Annotated in this window: 25 protein-coding genes; 18 read left to right on the top strand and 7 right to left on the bottom strand. The window is 40.8% G+C overall.

Annotation, left to right across the window (positions count from 1 at the left end; translation table 11 throughout):
- Positions 1–54: 54 nt before the first annotated feature.
- The 3 genes from I585_RS07015 to I585_RS07005 all read right to left on the bottom strand — a co-directional run bounded on the left by I585_RS07015 (position 55) and on the right by I585_RS07005 (position 2,891).
- Positions 55–1,617, bottom strand: coding sequence for an L-serine ammonia-lyase, iron-sulfur-dependent, subunit alpha (locus tag I585_RS07015; RefSeq protein ID WP_010743086.1), 1,563 nt, complete (start codon positions 1,615–1,617; stop codon positions 55–57).
- A gap of 12 nt (positions 1,618–1,629) precedes the next feature.
- Positions 1,630–1,842 carry a tautomerase family protein gene (locus I585_RS07010; protein ID WP_010743087.1) on the bottom strand — a complete coding sequence of 71 codons (213 nt, stop codon included), beginning with the start codon at positions 1,840–1,842 and terminating at the stop codon, positions 1,630–1,632.
- Positions 1,843–1,904: 62 nt separating this feature from the next.
- Positions 1,905–2,891: an ornithine cyclodeaminase family protein gene (locus I585_RS07005; protein ID WP_010743088.1), complete on the bottom strand. Its 987-nt coding sequence runs from the start codon at positions 2,889–2,891 to the stop codon at positions 1,905–1,907.
- A 146-nt stretch (positions 2,892–3,037) separates the two neighbouring features.
- On the opposite strand from I585_RS07005, the gene I585_RS07000 reads away from it, so the two are divergent.
- The 12 genes from I585_RS07000 (at position 3,038) to I585_RS06945 (ending at position 18,422) form a co-directional block, all read left to right on the top strand.
- Positions 3,038–3,964, top strand: coding sequence for an FAD:protein FMN transferase (locus I585_RS07000; protein ID WP_010743089.1), 927 nt, complete (start codon positions 3,038–3,040; stop codon positions 3,962–3,964).
- Between the two features lie 388 nt (positions 3,965–4,352).
- Entirely contained in the window at positions 4,353–4,832 is a 480-nt protein-coding gene (locus I585_RS06995) for a rhodanese-like domain-containing protein (protein ID WP_010743090.1), read from the top strand.
- Positions 4,833–5,030: 198 nt separating this feature from the next.
- A complete protein-coding gene (locus I585_RS06990) occupies positions 5,031–6,863 on the top strand; it encodes a DUF4365 domain-containing protein (RefSeq protein WP_010743091.1) in 1,833 nt (610 codons plus the stop codon).
- 219 nt (positions 6,864–7,082) lie between these two features.
- Positions 7,083–10,070, top strand: a complete 2,988-nt coding sequence (locus I585_RS06985; RefSeq protein WP_010743092.1) for a bifunctional metallophosphatase/5'-nucleotidase — start codon at positions 7,083–7,085, stop codon at positions 10,068–10,070.
- A gap of 351 nt (positions 10,071–10,421) precedes the next feature.
- Positions 10,422–11,234 (top strand): MetQ/NlpA family ABC transporter substrate-binding protein, encoded by an 813-nt coding sequence (locus tag I585_RS06980; protein ID WP_010743093.1) that lies wholly within the window; start codon positions 10,422–10,424, stop codon positions 11,232–11,234.
- Positions 11,227–12,027: a DUF169 domain-containing protein gene (locus I585_RS06975; protein ID WP_010743094.1), complete on the top strand. Its 801-nt coding sequence runs from the start codon at positions 11,227–11,229 to the stop codon at positions 12,025–12,027. The genes I585_RS06980 and I585_RS06975 overlap by 8 nt, the downstream gene beginning before the upstream one ends.
- Positions 12,028–12,038: 11 nt before the next feature.
- Positions 12,039–13,013, top strand: coding sequence for a methionine ABC transporter ATP-binding protein (locus I585_RS06970; protein WP_010743095.1), 975 nt, complete (start codon positions 12,039–12,041; stop codon positions 13,011–13,013).
- A complete protein-coding gene (locus tag I585_RS06965; protein WP_010743096.1) occupies positions 13,006–13,662 on the top strand; it encodes a methionine ABC transporter permease in 657 nt (218 codons plus the stop codon). Before I585_RS06970 ends, I585_RS06965 begins: the two co-directional genes overlap by 8 nt.
- 316 nt (positions 13,663–13,978) lie before the next feature.
- Positions 13,979–15,175, top strand: coding sequence for an MFS transporter (locus tag I585_RS06960; protein WP_010743097.1), 1,197 nt, complete (start codon positions 13,979–13,981; stop codon positions 15,173–15,175).
- Between the two features lie 174 nt (positions 15,176–15,349).
- Entirely contained in the window at positions 15,350–16,999 is a 1,650-nt protein-coding gene (locus tag I585_RS06955) for a hypothetical protein (RefSeq protein ID WP_010743098.1), read from the top strand.
- Positions 17,000–17,059: 60 nt separating this feature from the next.
- The gene (locus tag I585_RS06950; protein WP_010743099.1) at positions 17,060–17,326 is read left to right on the top strand and encodes a hypothetical protein; all 267 of its coding nucleotides are present in this window, start codon (positions 17,060–17,062) and stop codon (positions 17,324–17,326) included.
- A 19-nt stretch (positions 17,327–17,345) separates the two neighbouring features.
- Positions 17,346–18,422, top strand: a complete 1,077-nt coding sequence (locus tag I585_RS06945; RefSeq protein WP_010743100.1) for a hypothetical protein — start codon at positions 17,346–17,348, stop codon at positions 18,420–18,422.
- A gap of 27 nt (positions 18,423–18,449) precedes the next feature.
- On the opposite strand, the gene I585_RS06940 is transcribed toward I585_RS06945, so the two are convergent.
- A complete protein-coding gene (locus I585_RS06940) occupies positions 18,450–19,070 on the bottom strand; it encodes a GyrI-like domain-containing protein (protein WP_010743101.1) in 621 nt (206 codons plus the stop codon).
- A 257-nt stretch (positions 19,071–19,327) separates the two neighbouring features.
- On the opposite strand from I585_RS06940, the gene I585_RS06935 reads away from it, so the two are divergent.
- The 5 genes from I585_RS06935 to I585_RS06915 all read left to right on the top strand — a co-directional run bounded on the left by I585_RS06935 (position 19,328) and on the right by I585_RS06915 (position 23,852).
- Positions 19,328–20,086 (top strand): MurR/RpiR family transcriptional regulator, encoded by a 759-nt coding sequence (locus tag I585_RS06935; protein WP_010743102.1) that lies wholly within the window; start codon positions 19,328–19,330, stop codon positions 20,084–20,086.
- Positions 20,087–20,333: 247 nt separating this feature from the next.
- Positions 20,334–21,689 carry a PTS sugar transporter subunit IIC gene (locus I585_RS06930; protein ID WP_010743103.1) on the top strand — a complete coding sequence of 452 codons (1,356 nt, stop codon included), beginning with the start codon at positions 20,334–20,336 and terminating at the stop codon, positions 21,687–21,689.
- A 16-nt stretch (positions 21,690–21,705) separates the two neighbouring features.
- A complete protein-coding gene (locus I585_RS06925; RefSeq protein WP_010743104.1) occupies positions 21,706–23,136 on the top strand; it encodes a 6-phospho-beta-glucosidase in 1,431 nt (476 codons plus the stop codon).
- A 54-nt stretch (positions 23,137–23,190) separates the two neighbouring features.
- Positions 23,191–23,511, top strand: a complete 321-nt coding sequence (locus I585_RS06920; protein ID WP_010743105.1) for a PTS sugar transporter subunit IIB — start codon at positions 23,191–23,193, stop codon at positions 23,509–23,511.
- Between the two features lie 26 nt (positions 23,512–23,537).
- A complete protein-coding gene (locus I585_RS06915; RefSeq protein WP_010743106.1) occupies positions 23,538–23,852 on the top strand; it encodes a PTS lactose/cellobiose transporter subunit IIA in 315 nt (104 codons plus the stop codon).
- Positions 23,853–23,965: 113 nt separating this feature from the next.
- Here I585_RS06915 and I585_RS06910 read toward each other — a convergent pair whose 3' ends face one another.
- From I585_RS06910 to I585_RS06900, 3 genes are read right to left on the bottom strand one after another with little or no spacing between them, the layout of a single operon-like run.
- The gene (locus tag I585_RS06910; RefSeq protein WP_010743107.1) at positions 23,966–24,172 is read right to left on the bottom strand and encodes a restriction endonuclease subunit S domain-containing protein; all 207 of its coding nucleotides are present in this window, start codon (positions 24,170–24,172) and stop codon (positions 23,966–23,968) included.
- Between the two features lie 41 nt (positions 24,173–24,213).
- Positions 24,214–24,528, bottom strand: a complete 315-nt coding sequence (locus I585_RS06905) for a DsrE family protein (RefSeq protein WP_010743108.1) — start codon at positions 24,526–24,528, stop codon at positions 24,214–24,216.
- A gap of 9 nt (positions 24,529–24,537) precedes the next feature.
- A complete protein-coding gene (locus tag I585_RS06900; RefSeq protein ID WP_010743109.1) occupies positions 24,538–24,798 on the bottom strand; it encodes a metal-sensitive transcriptional regulator in 261 nt (86 codons plus the stop codon).
- 178 nt (positions 24,799–24,976) lie between these two features.
- On the opposite strand from I585_RS06900, the gene I585_RS06895 reads away from it, so the two are divergent.
- Entirely contained in the window at positions 24,977–25,288 is a 312-nt protein-coding gene (locus I585_RS06895; RefSeq protein WP_010743110.1) for a rhodanese-like domain-containing protein, read from the top strand.

The following is a 25,288-nucleotide window of genomic DNA, read 5'->3' as shown; positions in this document are numbered from 1 at the left end:
CAGAGTAACAGGTTAGACTGCTGCTCTGGTTTTATTTTTTTCAGCAAATTTAGCTTAACAACAATCCAGCGGACAGCCTAAATGTTCGGCGATCGCTAGACCTGATTTTGTTTGAGCCAAGCCGGCATGACCGGTACAGCGTAATTCAGGTGGGATCATTCGACCCACTTTATTAAAGCTGTCGATCGTTTCATCCAATGGAATGACGACCGCGTAGCCCGCCAAGGACATATTGGCAGCGCCTAGCGCATTCATACCGCACATCATATTTTTCCCAAGGCAAGGGACTTCCACGCGCACGCCGATCGGATCGCAGACCATTCCGAAAACATTTTGCAGAGCCATCGATGCAGCATCCACGGCTTCTTCGATCGTACCGCCCATCAATTGAACAAGGGCACCCGCGGTCATACCCGAACCTGCCCCGCACTCCGCCTGACAACCAGCGACTTCGGCGGCAAAAGTCGCGTATTCGGCAATGAAAACACCAATCATTCCGGCCGCTAATAACCCACGTACCAAATCATCGTGAGATTTTTTCTGATAATCACCGACCGCGATCAATGTTCCCGGTAAAGCACCGCATGAACCCGCGGTGGGTGCAGCGACAAAGACCTGCATCGAACTTTTGACTTCCATTAAAGCAGAAATGTTTTCGATGATTTTTGCCGGTAAATCATCGCCGATCAATTTGTCTCGATTTGCTCGAATCTTCGGTGCTTGCGAACCTAACATTCGATCTTCGTAAGAGGTTCCCGCTAATCCGACGTTGATTCCATTAGACATGATCTCAAGAATCGCCTCAGCCTTTTGATACACTTCTTCTTCTGAAATACTGCCACGATGACTTTCGTAGCGCAGCGCCATATCAGCTAAATCTTCTTTTTTTGCCAAAGCAATCATTTCCTCAGCCGTTGAAAAGAGCATCTTTGGTTCCTTTTGCGACATGATCGGTAAGACAGGATCAAAAGCGATGAAACGATCGACCGTCATTTGCTGATTCAGCCAAGCGATTTCATTTTCAGGAATAATCTGCTGCGTTTTGAGGTGCAGCAGCGTTTTTTCAGACTGTTCCTTGATAACAACGGAGCAGAATTTACTGATCTTTTCTGCAAAATCAGCCTCCGTTAAATTCAACGCCTCCCCAAAGAGCAGCGTTTCATAAAAGCCGCCAGTAACTTCAACTGCAAAATGATTGATCTCAGTGATCTCGATCATTCCGCCGCCGACAGAAAGAGCGACTACAGCTAATTCTTCCCCTAAATCCGTTTTAATCGTCATTTTATAGGTGTTGGGGTGCTCATTTTCATAAGGGATGATCCGGAAAATAATCTCCATACCACCGTCTTCGGCAATTTCAATCGCGTTGGTGAGCCGACTATCCGTGGGGTCCATGCCTAGTAATCCGCCGACTAAGCCAATATCGGAACATTGCGTGATATAACTTGCCGCTAAAGAACCCGATGGATCGAAATCCGCTTGAAAATATGTGATTTTCCCGGCGACCATTTGACGTAAGGCGCGACCGATTCGGACAGAAGCAGCAGTATGGGAACTAGAAGGACCGATCATCACCGGTCCTAAAACATCATTAAAAATACTCGCGTGTTCTTTCATTCACGGCCTCCTTTAGAAATCCGCTTCGATATAAATATCTTCACCCGCGATTTCAACATCGATCACGTCATCCCATTTTTCTTTTTCGATTTCTTTAAAAGAAACAGACACGACATTTGGTTCGCAGCCTAATTCCTTCACGACTAGATCCTGCAATTTTTCGGCGAAATCCTGTTTCACCTCTTTCGTGCGACCTGGATACAATCTAACTGATAAATGTGGCATGGTTTATTCCTCCTATATATATTATTTTTTGAAGTCTTTTGCTGTAAAGAATCGGAATTTGTTTAAGACCATTCTGTTCCGATTTTTTCTTCAAGGGCGCGCTCATAGATTTTTTGAGCAGTGACTAAATCTTGTGCCCCGATTCCGACGGTCTTGAAGACGATGATCTCTTCGTCATTTTCTCTGCCGCCGATTTTTCCCATTAATACCTCACCAATGTCACCAGTGAAATCGTCTTTGGTGATGGTGCCGTCTTCCAATGGAATCAAGATATCGCCTGCTTCGGAAAGAACGGCTTCTTCTGAATCAAAATAGATTTTGCTTGCTCGTTCCAAGACAACCGGGTCCATTTCTTGCATGTGCGGCTGATATGAGCCAACACAGCTGACCGTCGCACCAGCTTTAACTTTACTGCCGTCAAAAACAGGGGAGGTAGCCGGAGTCACAGTAACGATCAAGTCGGCATCTCCGATGGCTTCATCAGAAGTTGCGGCTGGTAAAATTTCTGTCCCGTAAGCCTTCAATTCTTCATTCATTTGCTCCGAAAATTCTTTCGTCCGTTCTGGATTTTGATCGAAAACATAAACGGTCTCCAAATCGCGTGCGCAAATCATCGCTTCTAATTGCGTCGCGGCTTGTCCGCCTGTTCCGATCAAAGCGCCTTTCTTAGCGTCTTTTCGACCTAAGACATCAAAGGCAACTCCGGAAGCAGCTCCTGTTCGGAATTGTGTAACGGTCACGCCGTCTAATAAAGCGTTGACGTAACCGGTCTTGCCATCAACTAATAGCACTTGTGCCGGAGCAGATGACAAGCCCTTATCAATATTGTCAGGAAAAATATTGATGATTTTTAATGACGCCGCATCCAAATCAGGTACATAAGAAGGCATGAATAGAAATGTCCCATTTTGTTTTTCTGATACGATTTGCGTGCGCAAAGGCACATCTGTTTTGTCCTCACTGAATAATTGGAAGGCAACCTTGTCTGCCTCGATGGCGTCCTTCATAGTAAAAACTTGTTTGATATTTTCTCGAGATAAAAGTAGCATAAAATCCCCCTTTATAAATTTTCTTTCACACCTAGAAGTATAAGCGATTACATTGCTGGTTTCAAAACAATTCCAGAAATTCTTCTTTTGTTCTGTCCACGATTCCATTAAGCTAGATAATAGAAGAATAAGGAAGGAACACGAGTATGAATGAGAAGACACTGCATTTGATGGGAACGGTCATCAAGCTTTGGATTGAACATCCAGAATCAGAAGAATTATTGATCAGTGCGGAAGACCATTTACGCGATTTTGAGCAGCGCTTCAGCGCCAACGCGGATGACTCTGACTTAATGAAGATCAATCAGCAAGCAGGGCAGGCGCCGGTTAAGGTAGACGAAGAGCTGTTTGAGCTGATCAAAATTGGAAAGGAACAAAGTCTGGTTTCAGATAGCGCGTTGAATATTGCCATCGGTCCCTTGATTCAAAAGTGGCGGGTTGGCTTCAAAGACGCGAAATATCCCTCACCAGAAAAAATCTGTGAACTGCTTGCTTTGATCAATCCAGCTTTGATCCAATTAAATGAAGCGAAACAGACGGTTTATTTGGAGCGAGCAGGTATGGCGATAGACTTGGGAGCATTAGCCAAGGGCTACTTTGCTGATAAAATCATTGCTGAATTTATAACTGCTGGAGCAGCCGCGGCGTTTATTGACCTTGGCGGAAATGTGCTGACTTATGGATCAGCACCGCAACGAGCCGAAGGACGCTGGCGAATCGGAATTCAAAATCCTTTCTTGCCACGAGGGAATTATGTCGCTGTCGTAAAGGCGCAAAATGAATCGGTAGTAACATCAGGCATCTATGAACGCAAATTCGAGTGGCAAGGGCAAAGCTATCATCACATTTTTGATAGTCAGACCGGCTATCCGATCCAAAACGACTTGGCCAGCCTAACGATCGTGTCTAAAAAATCATTAGACGGCGAGATTTGGACCACACATTTATTTGGGAAAAATGCCCATGAGGTTCTGGCTGAATTGAATCAGCATGAAGGCATCGATGGGATCGTCATTACGACGGATCAGCAGATGGCGTATAGCGATGGACTAAAGAATCGAATCGAACTCTAAGCAGCAAGACATAAAAGTGATTTTATGTCTTTTTTTAAAATAAATATTGTTATTTCATTCAATTTTTTTACTTGATATTAAAGATTTTGCAACAACGAAAAATCTTCCCTTTTGTTATTGAAAAAGCAATTTCCTTTCTATATACTTTGATTTGAGAGAGCCCTTACATTCTGACGCGGAGGTGAAAGATTTGTCAAAACGACTATGACTATGAGGTGAAAGTATACTTAGAGTCTCTAAGCGAGTGTATTTAACAATCTTTCCCTCGAAATATATGTGATTAAAAACACAAATAGATGCTTTTTTGCAGGGAATTTTTTGACGGATGGAGAGTTAAAGCTCATCAAGTGATCCCAACAAAAAATTGAATGAAAGAAGGATTTAAGAAATGAAAAAAAGAGTAAGCGGATTATTAATTATCGCTTTAGCGGTGTTTGCGGTAGTATTGACAGGGTGCCAAAAAGAGGATGCTAAAGAAGACCGTGCAGAGGCCGATATCGATTGGCAGATGATCAAGCCGGCAGATATGAAAAAGGTTCTTGAAACCGATGATTCAACGGACTATCAAATCATCGATATCCAACCAGAAGCTGAGTTTGACAAAGGCCATATGCCAAATTCAATCAGTGTGCCAGCTTATCCGGTCGACACTGAAAAATTAGAAAAACTAGTCGTTGATAATGTTGATCAATTCAAAGAGGGCGACAAACCCATCTATGTTGTTTGTCCTGGCGGCGGTGGCGGTGCCAAACGCACCATCTCGCTAATGATCGACGAAGGTGTGGATGAATCTCGTTTGTTCATCGTTGAAAATGGCGCGAAGAAATGGCCGTATAAAGATGATAATAAACTTTGGGTAACAGGATAAATATAAAAATAATGCGAATCTCCTCTTAACCAAGAGGAGGTTTTTCGTTTATTATCTATTATTAATGTAGTTATATTTATTTTTAACAACTATAAAATGTACTATTTTATCGTTATAAAAAGTCCTGGGCCATTTACTTAAGTTGTGAAAAATGTTATTTTTGTTAATGGAAATGATTAAATGAGAGGTGGGACATCGTTGGTTGTAGAAATGGAAACGATACAAGAAATGGAAAATAAAACGGAATCGTTATTAAACACATTTTTATCAAGGAACTGTACTGTAAACAAAATGCACGATGATTTTGGGATCGATCTTTCGTGTACGGTTACTTCGGGGGAAGTAGCTAATGGAAGAGAATTTTTTGTTCAATACAAAGGAGTAGAAAAAATTGCTGAGGACGATGATTATGTCTCCCTGCAAATGAATCCAGCGATGGTTCGGCTTTGGTTCAAAAAAAGATATGTAACTTTTCTATTTTACGTTGATCCGGAAGAGGAAGATATTTATTGGGTAGATCCTTTTGAGCAGCTTTTTGAGAAGATCAAAGAAATTTCTGAAGATAAAGAATCGATCGTGATCAAACTGCCTAAAACGAACCTGTTACATGAAAAATCAGAAGACCTGCCGACAGACTTTATGGAGCATATGAAACGCTTTGATAACCATTTATTTAATGGTGCCTTAGATCGAATCAGCCAAGATATCGCTACTTTTTCTGAAGTTGAGTATTTTTCAGAGGAGCTGCTGATTGAAGAAGCGGAAAAATCAATCACCATCAACTACAAAAATGTTCGTCTAACCGCATCCTATCCAATGGATAATCTGGCTTCGCGTGAGACGAGCTGTTTGATCCAATTCAGCAGATATGCAAAGAAACCGGATGCGGAGATACGTTTAACGCATAAAGAACTATTGGATTTATTTTATTTTGGCAAAGAAACCGACGCAAAGCTGGGAATGCGGAAGTTTATCAAATTGTACTTAGAAGAAATCGATCAATACTTTGCGGATTTCGGCAATAGTATCGCTTATTTGTATCAAGATGAAGTGGATGAGCTGTGTGTGGTTATCGATACATTCATCAAAAATTATGTAGGAAAAATCACTCGCTTCATGAAAGAGCTGGAGTCATTTGCCTTTGAACCTTATCGCGGAAGTCATAGCCGTTTTAAATTGATGCAGCTTGAGGTAGAACTTTGGGAGACGATTCGCGAGCACGTCCAGAAGTATCAGCTGAGCAACGGCTCTTTTGAAGAGGGGTATATTTTTATTCCTTTTGAGGACAATAACCGAATCGGTATCGAGGATGAGCAGGGGAAAGAGCTTTTCAATGTGTACGGCAGTTACGAGCAGTCAAGTTATGACTCGGAGAAATTAGTCGTAGATGTCATCTGGGAATATCTCGATGATTGTGAAAATAAACCAGAACAGCCGTATAGTGTTGTGGATACGTATTCCTTCTTTATCAATGATCTGCTGCCTAAATTCCTCACGAATGAATTTACAGTCAGGAAAAAAAGACTTTTTGGAACGAAGCTGATAAAAGTGTATAAAACGTTGACCAAAGAAGAAATCGAGAAAAAAATCTTTGTACCGAAATATAAACTTACGCAATATCCCAATAGCAACAGTGAACTAGCCAGTACCTTTTATTATTTGGCTGAATATATGAAAGAAAAAGATTTCTATTTGGTCAACTATGCTTCATTTGAACAGTTGCTGCTGAATTTCGATCGGTTAGTTCAAGCCGAACTGTCGATCGGCGGTAATTCCGCAAAAGCCTGGTACCAAAACAAGAAAAATATTTTACTTGAGGATTTAGCACAAATGAAACAAGAACAGAAAAATGAAACGCTCAGTGAAGGCTATTTTCTAGCCAATATATTTAGCAGACTCCAATCGATCGTCCAACAATACAAAGGCTCCTTCGATGGAAAAAGGATTCGTGAAAGTGATCTGCTCAAAGATTTTTCTGACTTAATCGCTGATTATAACGAAGAACGGTTGATTAAGTTATTGGTTAGTTAACATGACAATACTTATGAATGGCCCAACTTTAAGAAACGGATTTTTCGTTGTATTTAAAATAAATCTAAGAAATTATCAATCTACTTAGGTTTATTTTTTTGCTCATTTTTATTGTATCGACAAGAAATAATAAGAAAATTCGAAAAAAGTTTGAATATTCCGTGAAGAATTGTTAACATCTCTATTGTAAGCGTTTTAATATTGAAGGAGATGAATTCTTTGAGGAAGCCGAATCTAATTAGAAGTGCTGTAACATTACTTACCGTTTTAGGTTTTACTTTGCCGTCTGGGTTAGCGGCAGCAGAAACGATTAATAGCGAAATAAATAGTACGATAAGCAGTCAAGTTAGTGATACAACAGATAGTACCGCCACTAGTGAGATGAATAGTGAGGTCGATAGTCAGTCATCAGATTCTGCTTTATCGACTGAATCGACGGCTGAAAGGCGTTCATCTCCAGAAAAAGCAGCGAAAAGTTCAACGACTGTTCCAATTCAGATGTTGGGAATCAATGATTTTCATGGTGCGTTGAGTACGACAGGCAGCTATTATGGTGCGAATGGAGCAAAAGTGTCTGGCGCTGGAACGGCAGCATTATTGGCTGGATATTTTAGCCAGGCCGAATCAACTTTCAAACAAAAGAACAGTACTGGAAAAACGTTGCGAGTACAAGCAGGTGATATGGTTGGGGCAAGTCCGGCAAATTCTGGCTTGTTGCAAGATCAACCGACGATGCGAATTTTGAATCAAATGAAGTTTGATGTTGGAACTTTAGGAAATCATGAGTTTGATGAGGGATTAGGAGAATTCAATCGGATATTGACCGGAACTAAACCAGATCCAACTTCTGATTTTTATCAGATCGTGAAGGATTACAATAATGATTATACTCAAGATCAATTAAAGGGCGGATTCGATTTAGTCATCGCCAATGTTCGTGATAAGAATACGGGAGATATCCCATATGGTTGGAAACCATATACTATTAAAAATGTGGGCACGACTTCTGAGCCAATCAAGATTGGCTATATTGGAGTAGTTACTACTGAAATCCCAAATCTGGTTTTAGCTAAATACCATGAGGATTATAATTTTACTGATCCAGCTGATGAAATTGTAAAATATTCAAAAGAGTTAGTTAATCAAGGTGTTAATGCGATCGTTGTACTTGGTCATACACCATCAGTGCAGGGAGCTGGCGAAAGTGTAAGTGGTGAAACAGCTGATATTATGACCAAGGTAAATCAAGTAGATCCTAATAATAGCGTGGATGCCTTTTTTGCAGGACATAATCATGTGTACACGAATGGTGTGGTCGGTAATACGCGGATCGTACAATCCACTTCACAAGGAAAAGGATACATTGATTTGCAGGGAGAATACGACACAGCAACCAATGATTTTGTCTCGACACCGAAAGCAACAGTTAATCCAGTTGATCCAAATGGCGGTGTTACTCTTGATGCGACAGTAAAAGAGATTGTTGACGATGCTGATACTCGTGTTAAGGATGTAACGGATGAAAAAATCGGAACAGCGGATAAAGCGGAAGATATCACACGTACAGTCAATGAACTGGGTGAGTCGCCAGTCGGAAATCTTGTGACAGATGCACAAGTCTACATGGCGAAGAAAAATGGCGAAGACGTTGATTTTGCTATGACGAATAATGGTGGCATTCGTGATGATTTGAAGGTGAAGGCAGATTCGTCGATCACGTGGGGAGCGGCTCAAGCCGTTCAACCGTTTGGAAATATCATGCAGATTGTAGAAATGACCGGACAACAAATCGAGAATGTTTTGAATCAGCAAAGTGATAAGTATTTCCTTCAGGTTTCTGGATTGAAATATACGGTTGAGAAAAATGGTACTTCTTCTGTAGTCAAAGAAATTGAAAAGGCTGATGGCACACCAATCGAAGCGAATAAAACGTACAAGTTGATCATCAATGATTTCTTGTACGGCGGAGGAGACGGTTTCTCTGAATTTACTCAAGCGGAATTGAAAGGTGCTATGGATCCTGATACTGAAACATTTATTGGCTACATTAAAGATTTAGAGGCGAATGGCAAGAAAGTGTCGGCAAAAATTGAAGGCCGTAAAACCTTGGCCCCAGTTGATCCGGCGGCAGAAGAAACAGAGAAAATTAAGAATGATACCAAATTGAATGAACTTCATGAAGGTGATACGCATTTGACCGGGACGACAATTCCGAATGCGACGGTATCAGTCGCGGCTAAGGAAACAAAATCACGCGCATTGCCTCAAGGGATCACGTCAGACAAAGATGGGAATTTCTCGATTGCTTTAGACCAACTAGAGATCAAAGAAGGTAAAGAACTTACTGTGACAATCACTGGTCCAAATAATGGCAAATCTAGCTTTACGGTGAAAGTATTAGCAAAAACACCGGTAGTTGATCCAAAAGAAGAAGAAACTAAGAAAATCAAGGACAGTACAAAACTAGATAAAATTTTCGAAGGTGACCAATCTCTGACTGGAGTAACGATCCCAAATGCGACAATCGAGGTTGCTGTTCCAGAAGTGAAATCGGCTGAAGCTGCGGCACCTGCACCAATGGCGAAAGTTGCTGCGCAGGCTGCTGAGGAGCCGAATACATCTGATGCAGATGGTAAGTTCAAAATTGATGTTCAAAACTTGAAGCTGCAGGCAGGTCAAGAAGTTGTTGTCAGCGTTACGGGACCAAATGGCGGAAGTGCTAGTTTCCGGACGCCAGTTTTAGCGAAAGAAGGAACCAATCCAGCCGCTGATGAAGAAACCGCGCGCATCAAAAAAGAAACAACACTAAACGATCTACACGAGGGCGACACGTCATTCACGGGTAAGACGATCGCAAACGCAACGATCGATTTATCAGTTGTTCAGAGCGAAAAATTTGCACTTGGTAAATCGGATGAAAAAGGCAATATCATTCTTGATATAACTGAATTGGCTTTGAAGAAGGATCAAAAAGTTACGATTACGATCACCGGAGTAAATGGCGGTGCGTACGTATTTGAGAAAACAGTTTTAGAAAGGAAAATTATCTCCAGTGTAAACAATGGAATACCAGATAATAGCAATTGGATTGAAAGCACGATTGGAAAGATTTATCCGAATACTGGTGAAGGGAAACAGCCGATTTTTGTTGTATTGGGAATGGTCGTTCTAAGCGCCAGCGGTTTGATTTACTTTAAGAGGAAATAAGTGAGAGTTTGCCGAGTCCGTTTTTGGATTCGGCTTTTTTAGTATTTATTCTTTTTTTGTGAGAATTATTGTGAAGCGTTTCTCTTTTCGCTATACTCTTAATGATAACGCTTTTAATATTTAGGGGGGTGGCAAGTTTGTTTATTTATCGACGGTGAGTTTGAGTGAAGTGTGGGCTTAGAGTTACTAAGTCAATGAGTAAGCAAAATTTCCCTCCTTTCTTTGTTACGTGATTCTTTACGTTTATTTTTGCTGGATCGGAGGAGCATACAGTTTTGTATGTTTCTTTTTTGTGCGCTCGAACACATACGATTTATTAGTACAAAAATTTATGTAAAAGGGAGAATGAAGATGAAGAAATTAAAAGTTGGATTTGCAGTATTAGCGGCGGTTTTAGTATTAGGAGCTTGTGGCTCGAAGAAAGAAGACGCGTCTGCTAAAGATGAGAAGAAAGAAATCAAGATTGCCTGTAATCAAGTGTCGGAGAATTCACTTAAAGCGGCAAAAGCATCGATGGAAGCAGAAGGCTATAAACCAGAATTTGTGGTCTTTTCAAATAATATCGAAGCGTTACAAGCCGTTCAAGATGGCAATGTCGATGCATCATTTGCACAACATGAGCCCTTCGTAAAATCTTTCAATGAGCAAAAGGGCGGCGATCTAGCAATGATGAAGCCGCATGTTTATTACACAGGAATTGGTTTGTATTCGACAAAACATGACAAAATCGATCAATTACCTGATGGCGCGCAAATTGCTATTATGAATGATGCGATGAACCGGGATAATTCTTTATTGATGATGCAGGATGCCGGTTTAATCAAATTGAGCGATGAGAAGAAATCTGGTTTTACAGCATTGGATATCGTTGAGAATCCGAAAAACTTCAAATTTGTTGAGATCGAACAAGCACAAACGGTTCGCAGTTTGGAAGATCTAGATGCAGCGACTTGCTTCTTTACATTTATGTTTAACTCTGGTGAAAACTACAAGGATTATTTGATTCGTGATCAGCACGCCAAAGATTTCCCAATCAGCCTGATCGTGAAGGATAAAAACAAGGATACGGACTGGGCGAAAGCAATCAACAGCTCATTCACTACGAAAGAGAGCAAAAAAGGAATCAACGATCACTTCAAAGGGGTGTTCACTTTCTATGAGTAATTTTCAAGAGCTAGATCGGCGATTGAATTATTTATTGGAATTAAAACGCAAGGTCGTGGGAATTAGTTTTTTACGAAGCAAAGAGGATTTTGAAGCCTACGATGCACCAGAGACCGAAAAATTGGTTCCTTATTGCCGTTCGGTTCAGCAAGCAACAGAAGGTGTCAGTGTGAAATTATCGATCGATAACTTTGGTTGTCCGGCGTCTGCGGTGGCTTTGGGCTTGATCGAAAACGACGAATACAGTGCTAGCGGACAAAAGCATGCCAAGATGGGTGTCTATAAAGACATCGAAGTGAGTAAAGCGATCGCGGATGACATGGTTTACTGTCGTGAATCTTCTTATGGGATCGCTGTTGAGCCGATCGAAGCGTGGCAAAGTGCGCCCGATGTCATTTTGATCATCACGACTCCTTTTAATGCGATGCGTATTTTGCAGGGGAATGCCTATTTCAATGGGCAGGCGAAAAATATCAAGATGACCGGAATGCAGGCGATCTGTCAGGAAGGAACGTCTTATCCTTATGAGACTGGCTTGATCAACATTTCGATGATGTGTTCTGGAACGCGGTATGTCGCGCGCTGGAAGGACGAAGAATTATGTGTCGGTGTTCCTTATGAAAAGTTCGAGACAATGATCGAAGGCTTAGAAGAAACCTTGAACCCGATGGAATTATTAGAAAAGAAACGCAAAATCATCAAAAAAACCGCAGAAGACGATGCACCGGATTTTTATGATGTGCGTAAGCGAGAAAATTATTTTAGAGGCGCATATCAAGGCGTCAAACGTTAGGTGTTGAGTAGATGGAAATAGTCATCGATCAAGTCAATAAAAGTTACGGTGAACAAATTATTTTAGAAGATATTTCTCTGACGATCCCCGCCGGTTCTATCATGGGGATCTTAGGAGTCAGCGGTGCTGGAAAATCAACCTTGCTGCGCTGTATCAACGGCTTAGAAAAAGGGCAATCGGGCAGTATCAAAATCGGTACACAAGCTTTGGAAGAATTATCAGAAAAACAGTTGCGTGAAGTAAAGAAAAAGATCGGAATGATCTTTCAGGGAAATTCCTTGATCGAACAAAAAACGATATTTAAGAATGTGGCACTACCGCTAGAATGCAGCGGGTATTCTAAAGAAGACATTAAAGCACGAGTGGACGAACTGCTGAAAGAAGTTGGGATCGCGGATAAAGCACAGATGAAGCCGCGGCAATTATCTGGTGGACAGAAACAGCGGGCAGCGATCGCGCGGGCATTGACCATGAGTCCCGAGATTTTATTGTGTGATGAAGCGACTTCGGCACTAGACCCAAATATAACGAACGGCATTTTGGATTTGCTGCTGAAATTGAATCAAAAAATGGGATTAACGATCGTAGTCGTGACTCATCAGATGGAAGTGGTGAAAAAGATTTGTGATCGCGTCGCCATTCTACAGAGTGGAAAAATCGTAGAAGAAAATACCGTTCAGCAAGTCTTCTTCAATGATTCTGAAGTGCTGAAAACAATTACCGGTGAGCAGCAGACAGGCTTTGGCAAACTAAAGGCAGATCATCGTTTGGTGAAACTATTTACGCAACTGGATAAAGATGTCTTGGCTTTGTTGCGGCAAGCAAGTATAGAAACACCGCATCTATTGAAAGCAGCAACAGAACAATTTAAAAATGAAACAATTTCTACTTTGCTCTTGTCGATCCCAGACGAGGATGTCGAGAAATTGACGCAACTCGCCGATCAGGGTCACTTTATTTGCCAGGAGGTGAAGGTTGGTGAGTAATTCAGTTTTGATCACGCAAGTGCTGCTGCCGAACTTAGTCAGCACATTGATCATGGTACTGGTCTCTTCATTGATTGCGACGATCATTGGTTTTACTTTGGCGGTCGTATTAGTGATCACCAATAAAAAGGGTTTGGCACCTAATTTGAACATTTATCGCTTGCTGGATTTTGTCGTGAACATCATTCGTTCCTTTCCCTTTATTATTTTAATGGTAGCGTTGATGCCCATTACTCGTTCAATAGTAGGAACGACAATCGGAACTTCGGCGGCAATCGTACCGTTGACCTTTGCCATGACACCGTATGTAGCAAGGTTGTTTGAAAATAATTTATTGGAAATCAATCCCTACACATTGGATGCAGCAAAATCGATCGGCGCGACGCATATGCAGATCATCTTCAAGGTGATGCTGGTAGAGGCTTTTCCTAGTATGATCTCAAGTCTGACTTTAGCAGTCATCTCAGTGCTGGGTTATACCGCGATGGCGGGAACAGTCGGCGCAGGTGGACTAGGTGCCGTAGCGATCACATACGGGTATCAAAATTTTGATAATACGATCATGTATAGCACCGTTGTCCTATTGATCGTCTTCGTGCAAGTCGTTCAATGGATTGGCAATATCTGTTATAAAAAAGCGAAAAATTAATATCGATCAGAGCATAAGTCAACTTATGCTCTGATTTTGCGAGTTCTGCTTTTAGCAGTTCTTTAAGTTGAAAGGATTGATTCACGATAACTCACCCATGCATAGTAAACCCTGTATAGCAGAATCGTATGCGAAGCGACAAAAAAAGATTTTTCCGGTCTTTGGAAAAATCATTCAGCTAAACTGAGCTAGTTGCGAGTTCTGTTTTTATAGTTTTCCGGTCTAAATTAAGTCCGCCGCGACTATTTTCAAGATTCGTCTGAATTCAACAATTTTATCAGGTATAATGAGTGAACGATAATTTTGGGGAGGGACTATGGAGACAAATCATATCAAGTTGAATCTACAATATATCAGTATGCAGATTCCTTATTGGATGGGATTTTCGGTGTTGGGCGGCTTTACCTCTGTTTTCTTGTTGTCTCGTGATTTTTCAAATGGGCAGATCGGGATGGTCTTATCATTGGCGAATTTACTCGCCGCAGTGTGCCAGCCATTCTTAGCATCCTTTGCTGATCGGATGGTCCGAGTTCGTTTGTCCCAGCTAGCGGCGGGAATGGCATTGCTGCTGGTACTGTTTTCGGGGATTTTGCTGGCGCTGCCGAAAGCTTTTCTGATCGTAGCGGTCATTTATGTTTTGCTTTATGCGAGTTTAGTACTTCTGCAGCCGATGACGATTTCGATCGGAACCTTTTTTATTAGCCGCGGCTATGGGCTAAATTTCGGTGTGGCACGTGGACTGGGGTCACTGGCCTTTGCTGGAGCTGCTTCGGTAACTGGCGTATTGATCGAACGATTTTCACCAACGATCATCTTGTATTTATTGATTGGAATTTTCTTGCTATTCGCGGTGATAGCACTGCTTATCGATACGCGAAAACAAGGTGGAAAGTATTCTGAATCATTGTTGACGGAGCATCATCGTGAAGGCTCGTTGGAAGAGCCGATTGGTTTAATTGAATTCACTAAAAAGTATAAGCGCTTTATATTTCTATTGTTCGGTGTGTCTTTATTGTTTGTGTATCATACGATCATCAACAGTTATATGTTTCAGATCATGCAGCCTTTGGGTGGGACGGCCGCGAATGCGGGGAGTTCCTTATCGATCGCTGCGTTGAGTGAATTGCCGACGATGTTTTTGTTTACTTGGGTTTTACGGCGATTTAAAATTCATTCACTGATGCGAGTGGCGGCCTTTTTCTTCTCAGTCAAGGCAGTATTGATTCTCTTTGCGGGAAGTATTTTTCTAATTAATGTCGCGCAAAGTTTACAGATGATTGGTTTTGCGATGCACACGATGGCGTCGGTCTATTATACGAATCAAATCATTCCGCAAAAAGATTTGATTAAAGGTCAAACCTTGATGGCAACGGCTAACACGATTGGCGGAATCATTGGCGCTTTTGTCGGTGGTCAAATGCTGAGTTTCTTATCCGTTTCAGCGATGCTTATGATCGGTACGCTGATTTCCCTGGTTGGAACAGTGATTGTTTGGCTCTCGGTAGAAAAATAAAAGTATAAGGAACGTCTATTTTCATCATGAAAATAGGCGTTTTATTTCGTTTATTTTTTTAAATAGGATAGAGTGAAGTTTGTACTAATTAACTAAGTTAGCCGTAGTCATCTTATACAGAGGGCAATACGGTACGCAAAAATTTACTCATTAGTATGAACAAGGAGGTCGTTTATGAAACGCAATCGCTATTATCTGATCATTTTTTTGATCGCCGGACTCTTTGTCGCTCCGCAGATTTGGACACAGAATATGATTTTGGGCGCCGACGCTGTCTTTCACTACAATCGTTTTTATGAGACTGCGGAACAACTCAAAACAGGCAATTTCAGTTACTTTATTTCGATCTTTGGTTTTCAACAGTCAGGACGAATCGTCAATGCGGTATACGGACCGTTGTTTTCTTATTTGCAGGGTGGACTAGTTTTACTGGCCGGCAGCTGGTTCCGTTATCAAGTGTTGTTGAATTTTTTGGTTTATCTATTTGCCGGGTGCTCATTGTTCAAATTATTGACCTACGGCAAGATCAAAGAAAACACGGCGCTGTTTTCGGCAATTATTTTTATGACAACATACAGTATCAACTATTGGATATTGAATCAAGGGTTTACTAGCTGGGGAACGAGTCTTTTGCCACTGTGCTTGATTCCGCTGGTCGATCTGAAAAATCGCCATTTTCCTTTCGTGAAAATTGCCTTAAGTGTCGCGCTGATGACCCAAATTCATATGTTGACGGCAGTGATGCTGGGCCTAATCTATGTTCCGTTTTTTATTGCTTATGCGCGAAATCGTTGGGGAACGGCTCTGATCGAGTTAGCGAAAGCGATCGGTTTGTACGGTTGCCTGTCGATCAATGTTTGGGTCAGTTTATTTTTGATCAATTCTGGAGATCAATTGAAGATGCCGTTTACCAATCCGCAAATGAGTGAAAAGGCGATTGATTTGGGTGGCGCCTATTGGCTGCATTATCCTGAAATTTTACGCTTGATAATAATTGTCGGCTTTCTTTTTTGTCTCGTATATTGGCATAGTGTCCAACGCTTTACAAAACAGTTGCTGATATTTAGTGGTCTCTTTTTATTCCTTTCAACGAGCATCGTTCCTTGGGATTGGTTAGTGGCTAATCAGGTACCGCTGGTTTCACTGATCCAATTTCCATTTCGCTTTTTCGCACCATTTACGATATTGTTTCTTTTTTTCTTTGCTTCAATGGTCAATGATTTGCCAAGCAAGAGGTTCCTTCCTATTGTTTTAGCCTTATTTAGTGTGATCAGTATCGGGCAGAACTGGCGGATTCTTTCGCATGATCTGAACCGTTGGGATAAGGAATCTTTAACAAGTAAACACACCTTTGTCCGCGTCTCTGAAAAAGAGGCGAGAGAAAGTTTTTATGATACGGATATGGAACAAGCGTTAAAAGCTGTAGAAAAGTCGAGTCCAGACTATCTGCCAATTTATCACAACGATAAGAAGAACAAATATGTCAGCTATGAAAAACAAATTCTCGCAGATCAAACAAAATTTTCTAAGACTGTAAAAAACAATCAGTTGGAGATTTCGTGGCAGGCAGAGAAAACCGATAATATTCAATTGCCAGTGATTGTCTATCAAAATACGAAAATAGTTGAAGGCGATCGAGAAATCACGCCAGTTTTGCTTTCTAACATTGGTGTACCAACAATTAAGCAGCACGTCGGTAAAAATACTGTTCGTGTTCGATATGATCCGCCAAAATACGTAGGGATGATTTTTATTCTATGTGGTCTAAGTTGGTTAGCGACATTGCTAGGGTGTGCTTATCGATTTTTCATAAAGCTAGGTTAACTTTGGTAATCTAACAAACTATCGGGTAAAATACAAAAAAGAAGCGAGGAGTGAAGCATAATGACTAACTATAACAATGAAAAAGAACCCCGTTTACGCGGTTCTATGGCACCAAAAACCGACGATGATGTCGCTTTAGCAGGGACAAATTCTAGCGAGACAGAAAACAAGCCGGAAGCATTAGCCGGCAGTAATTCTGGCGAACCGAAAGAAGTCGCGCGCTCAGGCTCGAACGCGGTAGAGGAAGAAGAACCGCATGCTTCATTTAAAGATGAAGCGAAAAAGATTATTAAAGAGCTTGAAGATAAATTTGATTCGAAGAAATAAGCTGTGAAAGAGTTAATCCATGGATAATTATTTAGAGATTTATGAACACTGGTATCCACGAAGCTATGGCTTGAATGATTATCCGACAGAATGTCATGTGACGTATTCGGGAGCAGAGCGCAAAGCCCTATTTGAGAAACTAACGGGACCTCAGCAAGCGCTGGTCAATCAGCAAAGAAAATACGAAGTCCGCTCGCTGTTTTTACAAAAGCAGTATTTACAGACATCGGATTGGGAATTTGTCGCGTTGAATATTGATGACGAATTTGAACGTGGAGTTCACAGTCAATTGAAATGTGCTTGCGGACGTCCGTTGAAATACCAATTTGTGATCGAATCAAAGCTCAAGCAGCAGGAGATTCGCTTAGGTATCCAGCATTTCAAGGATCATTTAGGGATCTCACAGCAAGTGGCAGAAGAGATCAAAAAAGGTGTCGCTCATGTGGATTTGGCCTTAGATGAATTATTGTGGCTGACGGAAAAAGGCATTCCGTTTCCGGATGATTTGTGGCAACGTTATGTATTTGCTTACTATCGTAATAATACGCTGCGCCGCCCGCTTTCTCTGAATCAGAGATTAGGCGAACGAGTGGTTCGTTTTCGTGAAGCGAAGATGCCGCTGTTTATTGGCGATTATCTAAGTGTTGTGACGGAGATCAATCAAGTCGATCGGGAAGTGTTCGATCGACAGGAGAAAAATTTCTTAGCTGATAAAAAGGTTTTTGAAGCCTATTTGGAGGATTTTCAACAAGACATTCAAGCTCCTATTTACTTGGAACGGAAGTTTTGGGGACGCAAGCTGACTGATTTTATTCAGTTAGAGCGTTACGGTACGGAGACCTATGAAGAGGCGAAAGAACGTTACTTTGATGATTTGCTGTCCTTTTTAATCGTGTTGAAAGAGCCAACTAAAGCTGCCCGAAAAATCCACAGCTTTGAACTTTTTCATCAAAAGAAATATGGAGGCGCAGAGTTAATCCGCTTCATCATTGAAAAATATCAGCATTATCAATTTACGCAGAATTTTTTCCTCGCGATCCCCAAAGTTTATCGCGTGGGAATTCGAAAAGCAATTCAGCGCAAACAGAAGAAATAAAAAAAATCCGACCTCGTGTCGGATTTTTTATTTGAGCTTATAACGCAAGACAGTTTTCTGTTTAGCGGAATCGACTTTGCGCGGATCGGAAAGATAGATTTCCCGATGGATAAAGTCACCCATGGTAGTTGTTTTATGAAGGTTGTTTTCCTTCATAAATTCATGCATTTTTGTAAAGGATGCGGGCTCGTCATCGTAAGAACCAAGATGGATCATTTGTACGGCACGTCCTTCTTCGTATTCAATAAACTCTGCTTCCTTGATATACGAATTCTGTTTTTTCTTGAATGTCGGTTCAACGACGGCCGAGAAATCTTCTTTTGTGAGGCGGTCAGGTTGGCGGATCATGATCCGATAAATCAGTTCATCCTTATTCACTGGACCATCGCCGGGATCTGTCTCAGAAGTCCAAACACCTTCCAAAGGATAGACGGTGTACTCAAATGGTTCGCCTAATTCCCCTTTTTTTAATTTCATTCGCAACGCATACGACAATGCATAAAGCGCAGCGACTTGCTCACCAAATAAGTCGCTATTCGGATTTCCATGTCCAGTTAGACAAATAAACTTATACTTGGGAATTGTTTGAATCTCAATTTGTTTTGGTAAATAGAATTGTTTTTCTTCTTTGCGCCATTCATATTTCATCGGTTTGATCTCCTGCTATTTTTTTTAGAGCATCCAATCCATCGGACGCATGTCCAAAGGCTCCGGCTTGAATTATGGATCATAGATAGTGTTTTTTGATTAATGTATCGAATGATGTTAATACGTCATTTAGACTACTATAAATAGTTTACGTGATTTCATTAAATAACGCAAAAAACGATCAATAGACTGTGTAATTTTTGGGTTTTATGGGATAATAAATAAACAGAGATCTTATTATTAGGAGTTGAAATCAGGTGTTCGATTCGCAAAAAGTAAAAGAACTAAATGAGTTGGAATTGATCGTCTATACTTTTATCGTGGAAAATATGGAACGTGTCGGCGGTATGACGATCCGTGATCTTTCTGAAAGCTGCCATGTATCTACTTCGACCATTTTACGCTGCTTAAACAAACTGGGTTACTCTGGTTTTACAGAATTCAAATATGCCCTAAAAGAAAATCTGTCACGCGAAGGGCAGTCTTTTGAAGCCTTTTACGATGCGAATGTGCATGTGGATGCTTTTTTGAAAAAGGTCAATAATGAAAGTTACCATACTGTCATAGATCCGGCGATCGATCTGATTATGGACAGCAAGCATTTGGTTTTTTCAGGAATTGGAACGAGTGGAACTTTAGGGACATATGGTGCCCGCTATTTTTCAAATCTACAATTTAACGCCTACGCGATAACAGACCCGTTCATTCCTGTTCCAACACGAGGATTGGACACTACCTTGGTGATCGCTCTATCCGTTTCTGGTGAAACAGTCGAAATCATTAAGCAAATAGAGGATTTTAAACGCTACGGTGCAAAAATATTGAGTGTCACCAACGATCAGCATTCGACTATTGCGCAAATGGCGGATTTCAATATCTCCTATTATATGCCAGAAGTCACAGGACCTGACCCGACAGAAGAATTTATCAACCTTACGACGCAAGTTCCAGTCATCGCACTTTTGGAAATTCTGGCCCACCAAGCCTATCAACGGGAAAAAGATTCAAAAGACTAGCTATTGATTTAGCTATTGATTTAGCTATTTAATAAAACGAATCGAATTTAAAAAATAAATATATTTAGCAAGAGAATAATCCAGCTGTCTAATAAACAGCTAGATTGTTTTTTTTATTGGAACATGTTTCTTGCTGTTCCAGAAGTATTCCATTCAGGGAAGTCATCACTTATGATAAAACTGTAAACGGATACAAACAATGCGATGGCCATCGCTGCATAAAACTATCTTTTAAGGAGAATCATTTATGAATAACTTTATTAATGAGAAATTATTGCCCCCTATTTTAAAATTTGTAAATACTAAAGCGATTACTGCTCTGCGTAATGGGATGCTGTACACCATGCCTTTTACCATTATTGGTTCTGTTTTCTTACTTTTAGCGAATTTTCCGATCCCGGCTGTTTCTGATTGGGTCACCAGCAGTGGTTTAGCGGTTTATTTTAACGAAGCTTTCGGTGCATCATTTGGTATTATGTCAATTTTTGCGGTAATGGGTATTGCTAATTCTTATGTAAAGGAAGAAGGCTTCGAAGGTTTACCAGCAGGAATGATCGCGTTAGTAATCTTCTTACTTACACAACATTCAAGCGCTACGAATGCAGAAACAAATGCGGTCGTGACCAATGTCATTGATAAGACTTGGACAGGTGGTCAAGGTATGATCAGTGCCATCATCGTTGGGTTATTCGTTGGTTGGGCCTATTCTTGGTTCTTGAAACGTGATATTCGGATCAAACTACCAGAACAAGTACCAGCAAACGTCGCGAACTCATTTACTGCGTTGATTCCAGCGGCAGTAATAACAACAGTGGCATTAGTTGTCTATGTAATCTTTGATAAAGTGTTCAATACAACGGTTGTAGAAGCCATTTATAAATTGATTCAAACACCAATGCAAGGGGTTACGGATACCTTCGGCGGCGCTATGATGTTAGGTTTCTTGGTACCATTCTTATGGTTCTTCGGGGTTCACGGTTCAACATTGGTCGGCGGAATTATGGGACCAATCTTGACAGCGAATTCATTAGAAAATACAGCAATCCTGAACTCAGGCAAAGAATTGACCATCGCTAACGGTGGTCACATCGTAACACAACAATTTTTAGACCAATTCATGACAGTCACAGGGGCTGGTATGACGATCGGGATCGTGATGTTCATGGTGATGTTCGCCCGTTCCGCACAGTTTAAGCAATTGGGACGGTTAGCATTATTACCGGCAGTTTTCAATATCAATGAGCCGATTCTGTTTGCTACACCGATCGTAATGAACCCGATCATGGCATTACCATTTATCTTAACGCCAATGGTTTCTGGTGTGATTACTTACTTTGCACTGTATTCTGGACTTGTTCCAATGTTTACAGCGGTCGTCGTTCCGTGGACAACACCGCCAATCATTTCAGGATTCTTAGTCGGTGGTGTGAGAACAGCGCTATTACAGGCAGTTGTACTAGTTATCGGATTCTTCATTTACCTGCCATTTGTTCGTAAAGTGGATTCATTGAACTATTTGCAAGAGCAAGGTGAAAGCATGGAACAAATCGAAAAAGATTTAGCAAACGAAAATAATAAAGCCGAAGGTAATGCAACGGCTTAGTTGAAGAGGTAAAGCAATGAGTATTTTTAAAGAGAATTTTTTATGGGGCGGCGCAGTAGCCGCCCATCAATTAGAAGGCGGCTGGCAAGACGGCGGTAAAGGAGTCAGTGTTGCTGACGTTATGACTGTCGGTGCCCATGGCACGCCACGTCGAATTACTAACGGTGTCTTAGAGGGAGAAAATTATCCCAACCATGATGCGATTGATTTTTATGGACGCTATAAAGAAGATGTGAAGCTGTTTGCGGAACTTGGATTGAAATGTTTCCGGACATCGATTGCCTGGACACGTATTTTTCCTAATGGAGACGAGACTGAGCCGAATGAAGCGGGATTACAGTTTTATGATGACTTATTCAACGAATGTTTGAAATATGGGATCGAACCAGTAATCACCTTGTCGCATTTTGAAATGCCTTACCACTTAGTAACTGAATACGGTGGTTGGCGTAATCGCAAGATGATTGATTTCTTCGCCCATTTTGCTGAAGTTTGTTTTACGCGCTATAAAGATAAGGTCAAATATTGGATGACCTTTAATGAGATCAACAATCAAGCCAATTATCAAGAAGATTTCGCGCCGTTTACGAATTCCGGTCTGAAATTTGAAGCTAATGATAATCGGGAAAAAATCATGTATCAAGCCGCTCATTACGAGTTGGTTGCCAGTGCAAAAGCGATCGAGATCGGACATAAGATCAATCCTGATTTTGAGATTGGTTGTATGATCGCGATGGTTCCAATCTATTCGTATTCATGCAGCCCGTCAGATATGATGGCCGCAACAGTTGCGATGCAGCGTCGCTATTGGTTCACTGATGTGCATTGTAAAGGACGTTACCCAAGCTATATGAAGACCTACTTTGATCGCAAACAGTTTGATTTGGATATCACTGCGGCAGACGAAGTACAGTTAACAAAAGGAACCGTTGACTATATCGGTTTCAGTTATTACATGTCCTTCGCAGTCAAAGATCATGATAAAGGACCAGCTTATGATTATGATGAAGCCCATGATTTAGTAGAAAATCCTTATGTCAAAGCATCCGATTGGGGCTGGCAGATTGATCCAACTGGATTGCGCTACGCGATGAACTGGTTCAATGATCGTTATGAATTACCATTGTTTATCGTAGAAAACGGCTTTGGTGCCATCGATGAAATCGCTGATGATGGCGAGATCCATGACGAATATCGAATCGATTACTTGCGTGAACACATTGAAGCGATGCAAGAAGCGGTCATTTATGACGGAATTGATTTGATGGGTTATACGCCATGGGGATTTATTGATTTAGTTTCTGCTGGAACAGGAGAAATGAAAAAACGGTATGGCTTCATTTATGTCGATAAAGATAATGAAGGTGCAGGAACGTTGGATCGTAGTAAAAAGGATTCCTTCCATTGGTTCCAAAAAGTGATCGCAAGTAATGGCGATGTACTATAAAGACACTTCCGCACCAACTCAGAATTAGTGAAGAACGTGAGAAAGGATAGTATTATGAGTGAAAAAACGATTATGTTAGTTTGTAATGCTGGGATGAGTACCAGCATGCTAGTGACCAAAATGCAAAAAGCGGCGGAAACACAAGGACTTGATGTCGATATTTTTGCGATTGCGGCGGCAGATGCAACGAACAAATTGCAGGAACGTGAGATCGATACGGTCTTGTTAGGCCCACAGGTTCGTTTTATGCAGAAGCAGTTTGAAGAAAAATTGGCGCCATTAGGAATTCCTGTGGATATCATCAATATGACGGACTATGGCATGATGAATGGTGAAAAGGTACTTGATCAAGCAGTAGCGATGATCAATGGATAAATCGGTATAAAATAAGGAGTGTTTAAATGCAGAAAGAAAATTTAGAAGCGGTGATGGGGTTGATCATCCACGGAGGCAATGCCAAAAGTAATGCGATGGAAGCCATTCAAGAAGCAAAAGATGGTGACTTCCAATTAGCAGATGAAAAAATCAAACAAGCAGAAGAATCATTAGTCGAAGCGCACCATTCGCAAACAGGACTTTTAACAAAAGAAGCGCAAGGTGAGCATCTCGATTTGAATTTGTTGACAGTTCACAGCCAAGATCATTTGATGACTTCGATTGCTTTCACAGACTTAGCGAAAGAGATCATCGACGTCTACAAAAAAATCAGTGCTTAAAAATATTTCGCGAACGCAATCAACTTTTTCAGTTATTGCTAAGTTCGTTGTTAATGTAAAAATAGTCCATCTCCAAAATTATGGAGATGGACTATTTTTGGTTAGCTGTTCAATTACATTTGACGGATAAATCCGATTTTTTCTTGAATGGAATTCAACTCTGTGTCGATGGCATTTAGAAATTCCATGATCTCTTGTTTTTCATCTTCTGAGCAAATATCCTTGGCATTGATTTTTTCAAAATTTTCTTGGATCGTTTTCAAATTAATCAAACTACCTGTAACATGCATTTTTTTGTTGATATTTTCAATAGTGTTCAAGTGCCTACCCCTTCCCCTGAGTAGCTTCCTGCTTAACCGTTTTATGGTTTGATATAGGCATAACCCTGTGCCTGTAATTCAATCAAATCTAAAACACCCGCAGGGACGACAACGACATTCTTCGGTAATTGTTCTTTTGCGATCTTATTTGCCCGCATCGCATTATTGCACGCGTGAAAAGTCACACCGGCAGTTGCGATGAATGCTTGATTTTCAGGAGCAAGATAGCCATTGATCGCTTTCCCATTTACTAAAATAATAATAGCTATTTTATAGGGTTCTTTCAATAAGTTTTTCACGTTACTGGCTGCTTCCGGCCATTTTTCCAATTCATCAATATGAAAGACAACGTTCATTTCTACACCTTATTTCTTAATAATCATGTTGATTGCTTGTTCCAATTTTTGTGCCTGTTCATCAGGATTCTTGTCAGGATGCTCAAAGCAATTTTTCAAATTTTCAGCTACGATCATGCCCATTACACGATCAATACTGGAACGTACGGCGCTTAATTGGGTAATGACATCAATACATTCTTTCTCGTCATCAATCATCTTTTGGACACCGCGGATTTGTCCTTCCGTTCGTTTCAACCGATTGAGGATCTTTTTTTCTTCTATCTCCATTGATTTCCACTTCCTTTGTGCAAGCTGTTTAAGAAGAATATACCTAGAGAGGGTATGTTTCGTCAAGTGGATCGCTTCTAATAATAATGAGAACTAAACAGAACGGTTGACAGGAATCAAAAAGATATGATAAAAATACCCTATGAGGTATTTAAAAGAAAAAATAAGGAGACAGTTTATGTTTAATCTATTTCAGAGGAATACGGCTATTTCAACCAAGGACTTAGCTGAAAAACTCAAAGAACCAATTACTTTATTAGATGTTCGAACACCTGAGGAATACCGTGGAGGGCATATTACGAAAGCATCCAATTATCCTTTGAATAAAATTGATCGTTATCAAGGAAAAGAAAAAGAAGTTTATGTCATTTGCCAATCAGGGATGCGCAGCAAACAAGCCGTTAAGATTTTAAAGCAAAAAGGCTATGAAGCAATCAATGTTCAAGGCGGCATGAATCGTTGGCAAGGTCCGACTAGGGGAGGAAAGTAA

The sequence above is a fragment of the Enterococcus malodoratus ATCC 43197 genome, from assembly GCF_000407185.1.
GTDB lineage: Bacteria > Bacillota > Bacilli > Lactobacillales > Enterococcaceae > Enterococcus_A > Enterococcus_A malodoratus.
This window is presented reverse-complemented; position numbering and strand designations above follow the sequence as displayed.

Excerpts from the sequence above, each read along its gene's own strand:
- I585_RS07015 (WP_010743086.1), bottom strand. The coding sequence starts at position 1,617 with ATGAAAGAACACGCGAGTATTTTTAATGATGTTTTAGGACCGGTGATG.
- I585_RS07010 (WP_010743087.1), bottom strand. The coding sequence starts at position 1,842 with ATGCCACATTTATCAGTTAGATTGTATCCAGGTCGCACGAAAGAGGTG.
- I585_RS07005 (WP_010743088.1), bottom strand. The coding sequence starts at position 2,891 with ATGCTACTTTTATCTCGAGAAAATATCAAACAAGTTTTTACTATGAAG.
- I585_RS07000 (WP_010743089.1), top strand. The coding sequence starts at position 3,038 with ATGAATGAGAAGACACTGCATTTGATGGGAACGGTCATCAAGCTTTGG.
- I585_RS06995 (WP_010743090.1), top strand. The coding sequence starts at position 4,353 with ATGAAAAAAAGAGTAAGCGGATTATTAATTATCGCTTTAGCGGTGTTT.
- I585_RS06980 (WP_010743093.1), top strand. The coding sequence starts at position 10,422 with ATGAAGAAATTAAAAGTTGGATTTGCAGTATTAGCGGCGGTTTTAGTA.
- I585_RS06975 (WP_010743094.1), top strand. The coding sequence starts at position 11,227 with ATGAGTAATTTTCAAGAGCTAGATCGGCGATTGAATTATTTATTGGAA.
- I585_RS06970 (WP_010743095.1), top strand. The coding sequence starts at position 12,039 with ATGGAAATAGTCATCGATCAAGTCAATAAAAGTTACGGTGAACAAATT.
- I585_RS06960 (WP_010743097.1), top strand. The coding sequence starts at position 13,979 with ATGGAGACAAATCATATCAAGTTGAATCTACAATATATCAGTATGCAG.
- I585_RS06955 (WP_010743098.1), top strand. The coding sequence starts at position 15,350 with ATGAAACGCAATCGCTATTATCTGATCATTTTTTTGATCGCCGGACTC.
- I585_RS06950 (WP_010743099.1), top strand. The coding sequence starts at position 17,060 with ATGACTAACTATAACAATGAAAAAGAACCCCGTTTACGCGGTTCTATG.
- I585_RS06945 (WP_010743100.1), top strand. The coding sequence starts at position 17,346 with ATGGATAATTATTTAGAGATTTATGAACACTGGTATCCACGAAGCTAT.
- I585_RS06940 (WP_010743101.1), bottom strand. The coding sequence starts at position 19,070 with ATGAAATATGAATGGCGCAAAGAAGAAAAACAATTCTATTTACCAAAA.
- I585_RS06930 (WP_010743103.1), top strand. The coding sequence starts at position 20,334 with ATGAATAACTTTATTAATGAGAAATTATTGCCCCCTATTTTAAAATTT.
- I585_RS06925 (WP_010743104.1), top strand. The coding sequence starts at position 21,706 with ATGAGTATTTTTAAAGAGAATTTTTTATGGGGCGGCGCAGTAGCCGCC.
- I585_RS06920 (WP_010743105.1), top strand. The coding sequence starts at position 23,191 with ATGAGTGAAAAAACGATTATGTTAGTTTGTAATGCTGGGATGAGTACC.
- I585_RS06915 (WP_010743106.1), top strand. The coding sequence starts at position 23,538 with ATGCAGAAAGAAAATTTAGAAGCGGTGATGGGGTTGATCATCCACGGA.
- I585_RS06905 (WP_010743108.1), bottom strand. The coding sequence starts at position 24,528 with ATGAACGTTGTCTTTCATATTGATGAATTGGAAAAATGGCCGGAAGCA.
- I585_RS06900 (WP_010743109.1), bottom strand. The coding sequence starts at position 24,798 with ATGGAGATAGAAGAAAAAAAGATCCTCAATCGGTTGAAACGAACGGAA.
- I585_RS06895 (WP_010743110.1), top strand. The coding sequence starts at position 24,977 with ATGTTTAATCTATTTCAGAGGAATACGGCTATTTCAACCAAGGACTTA.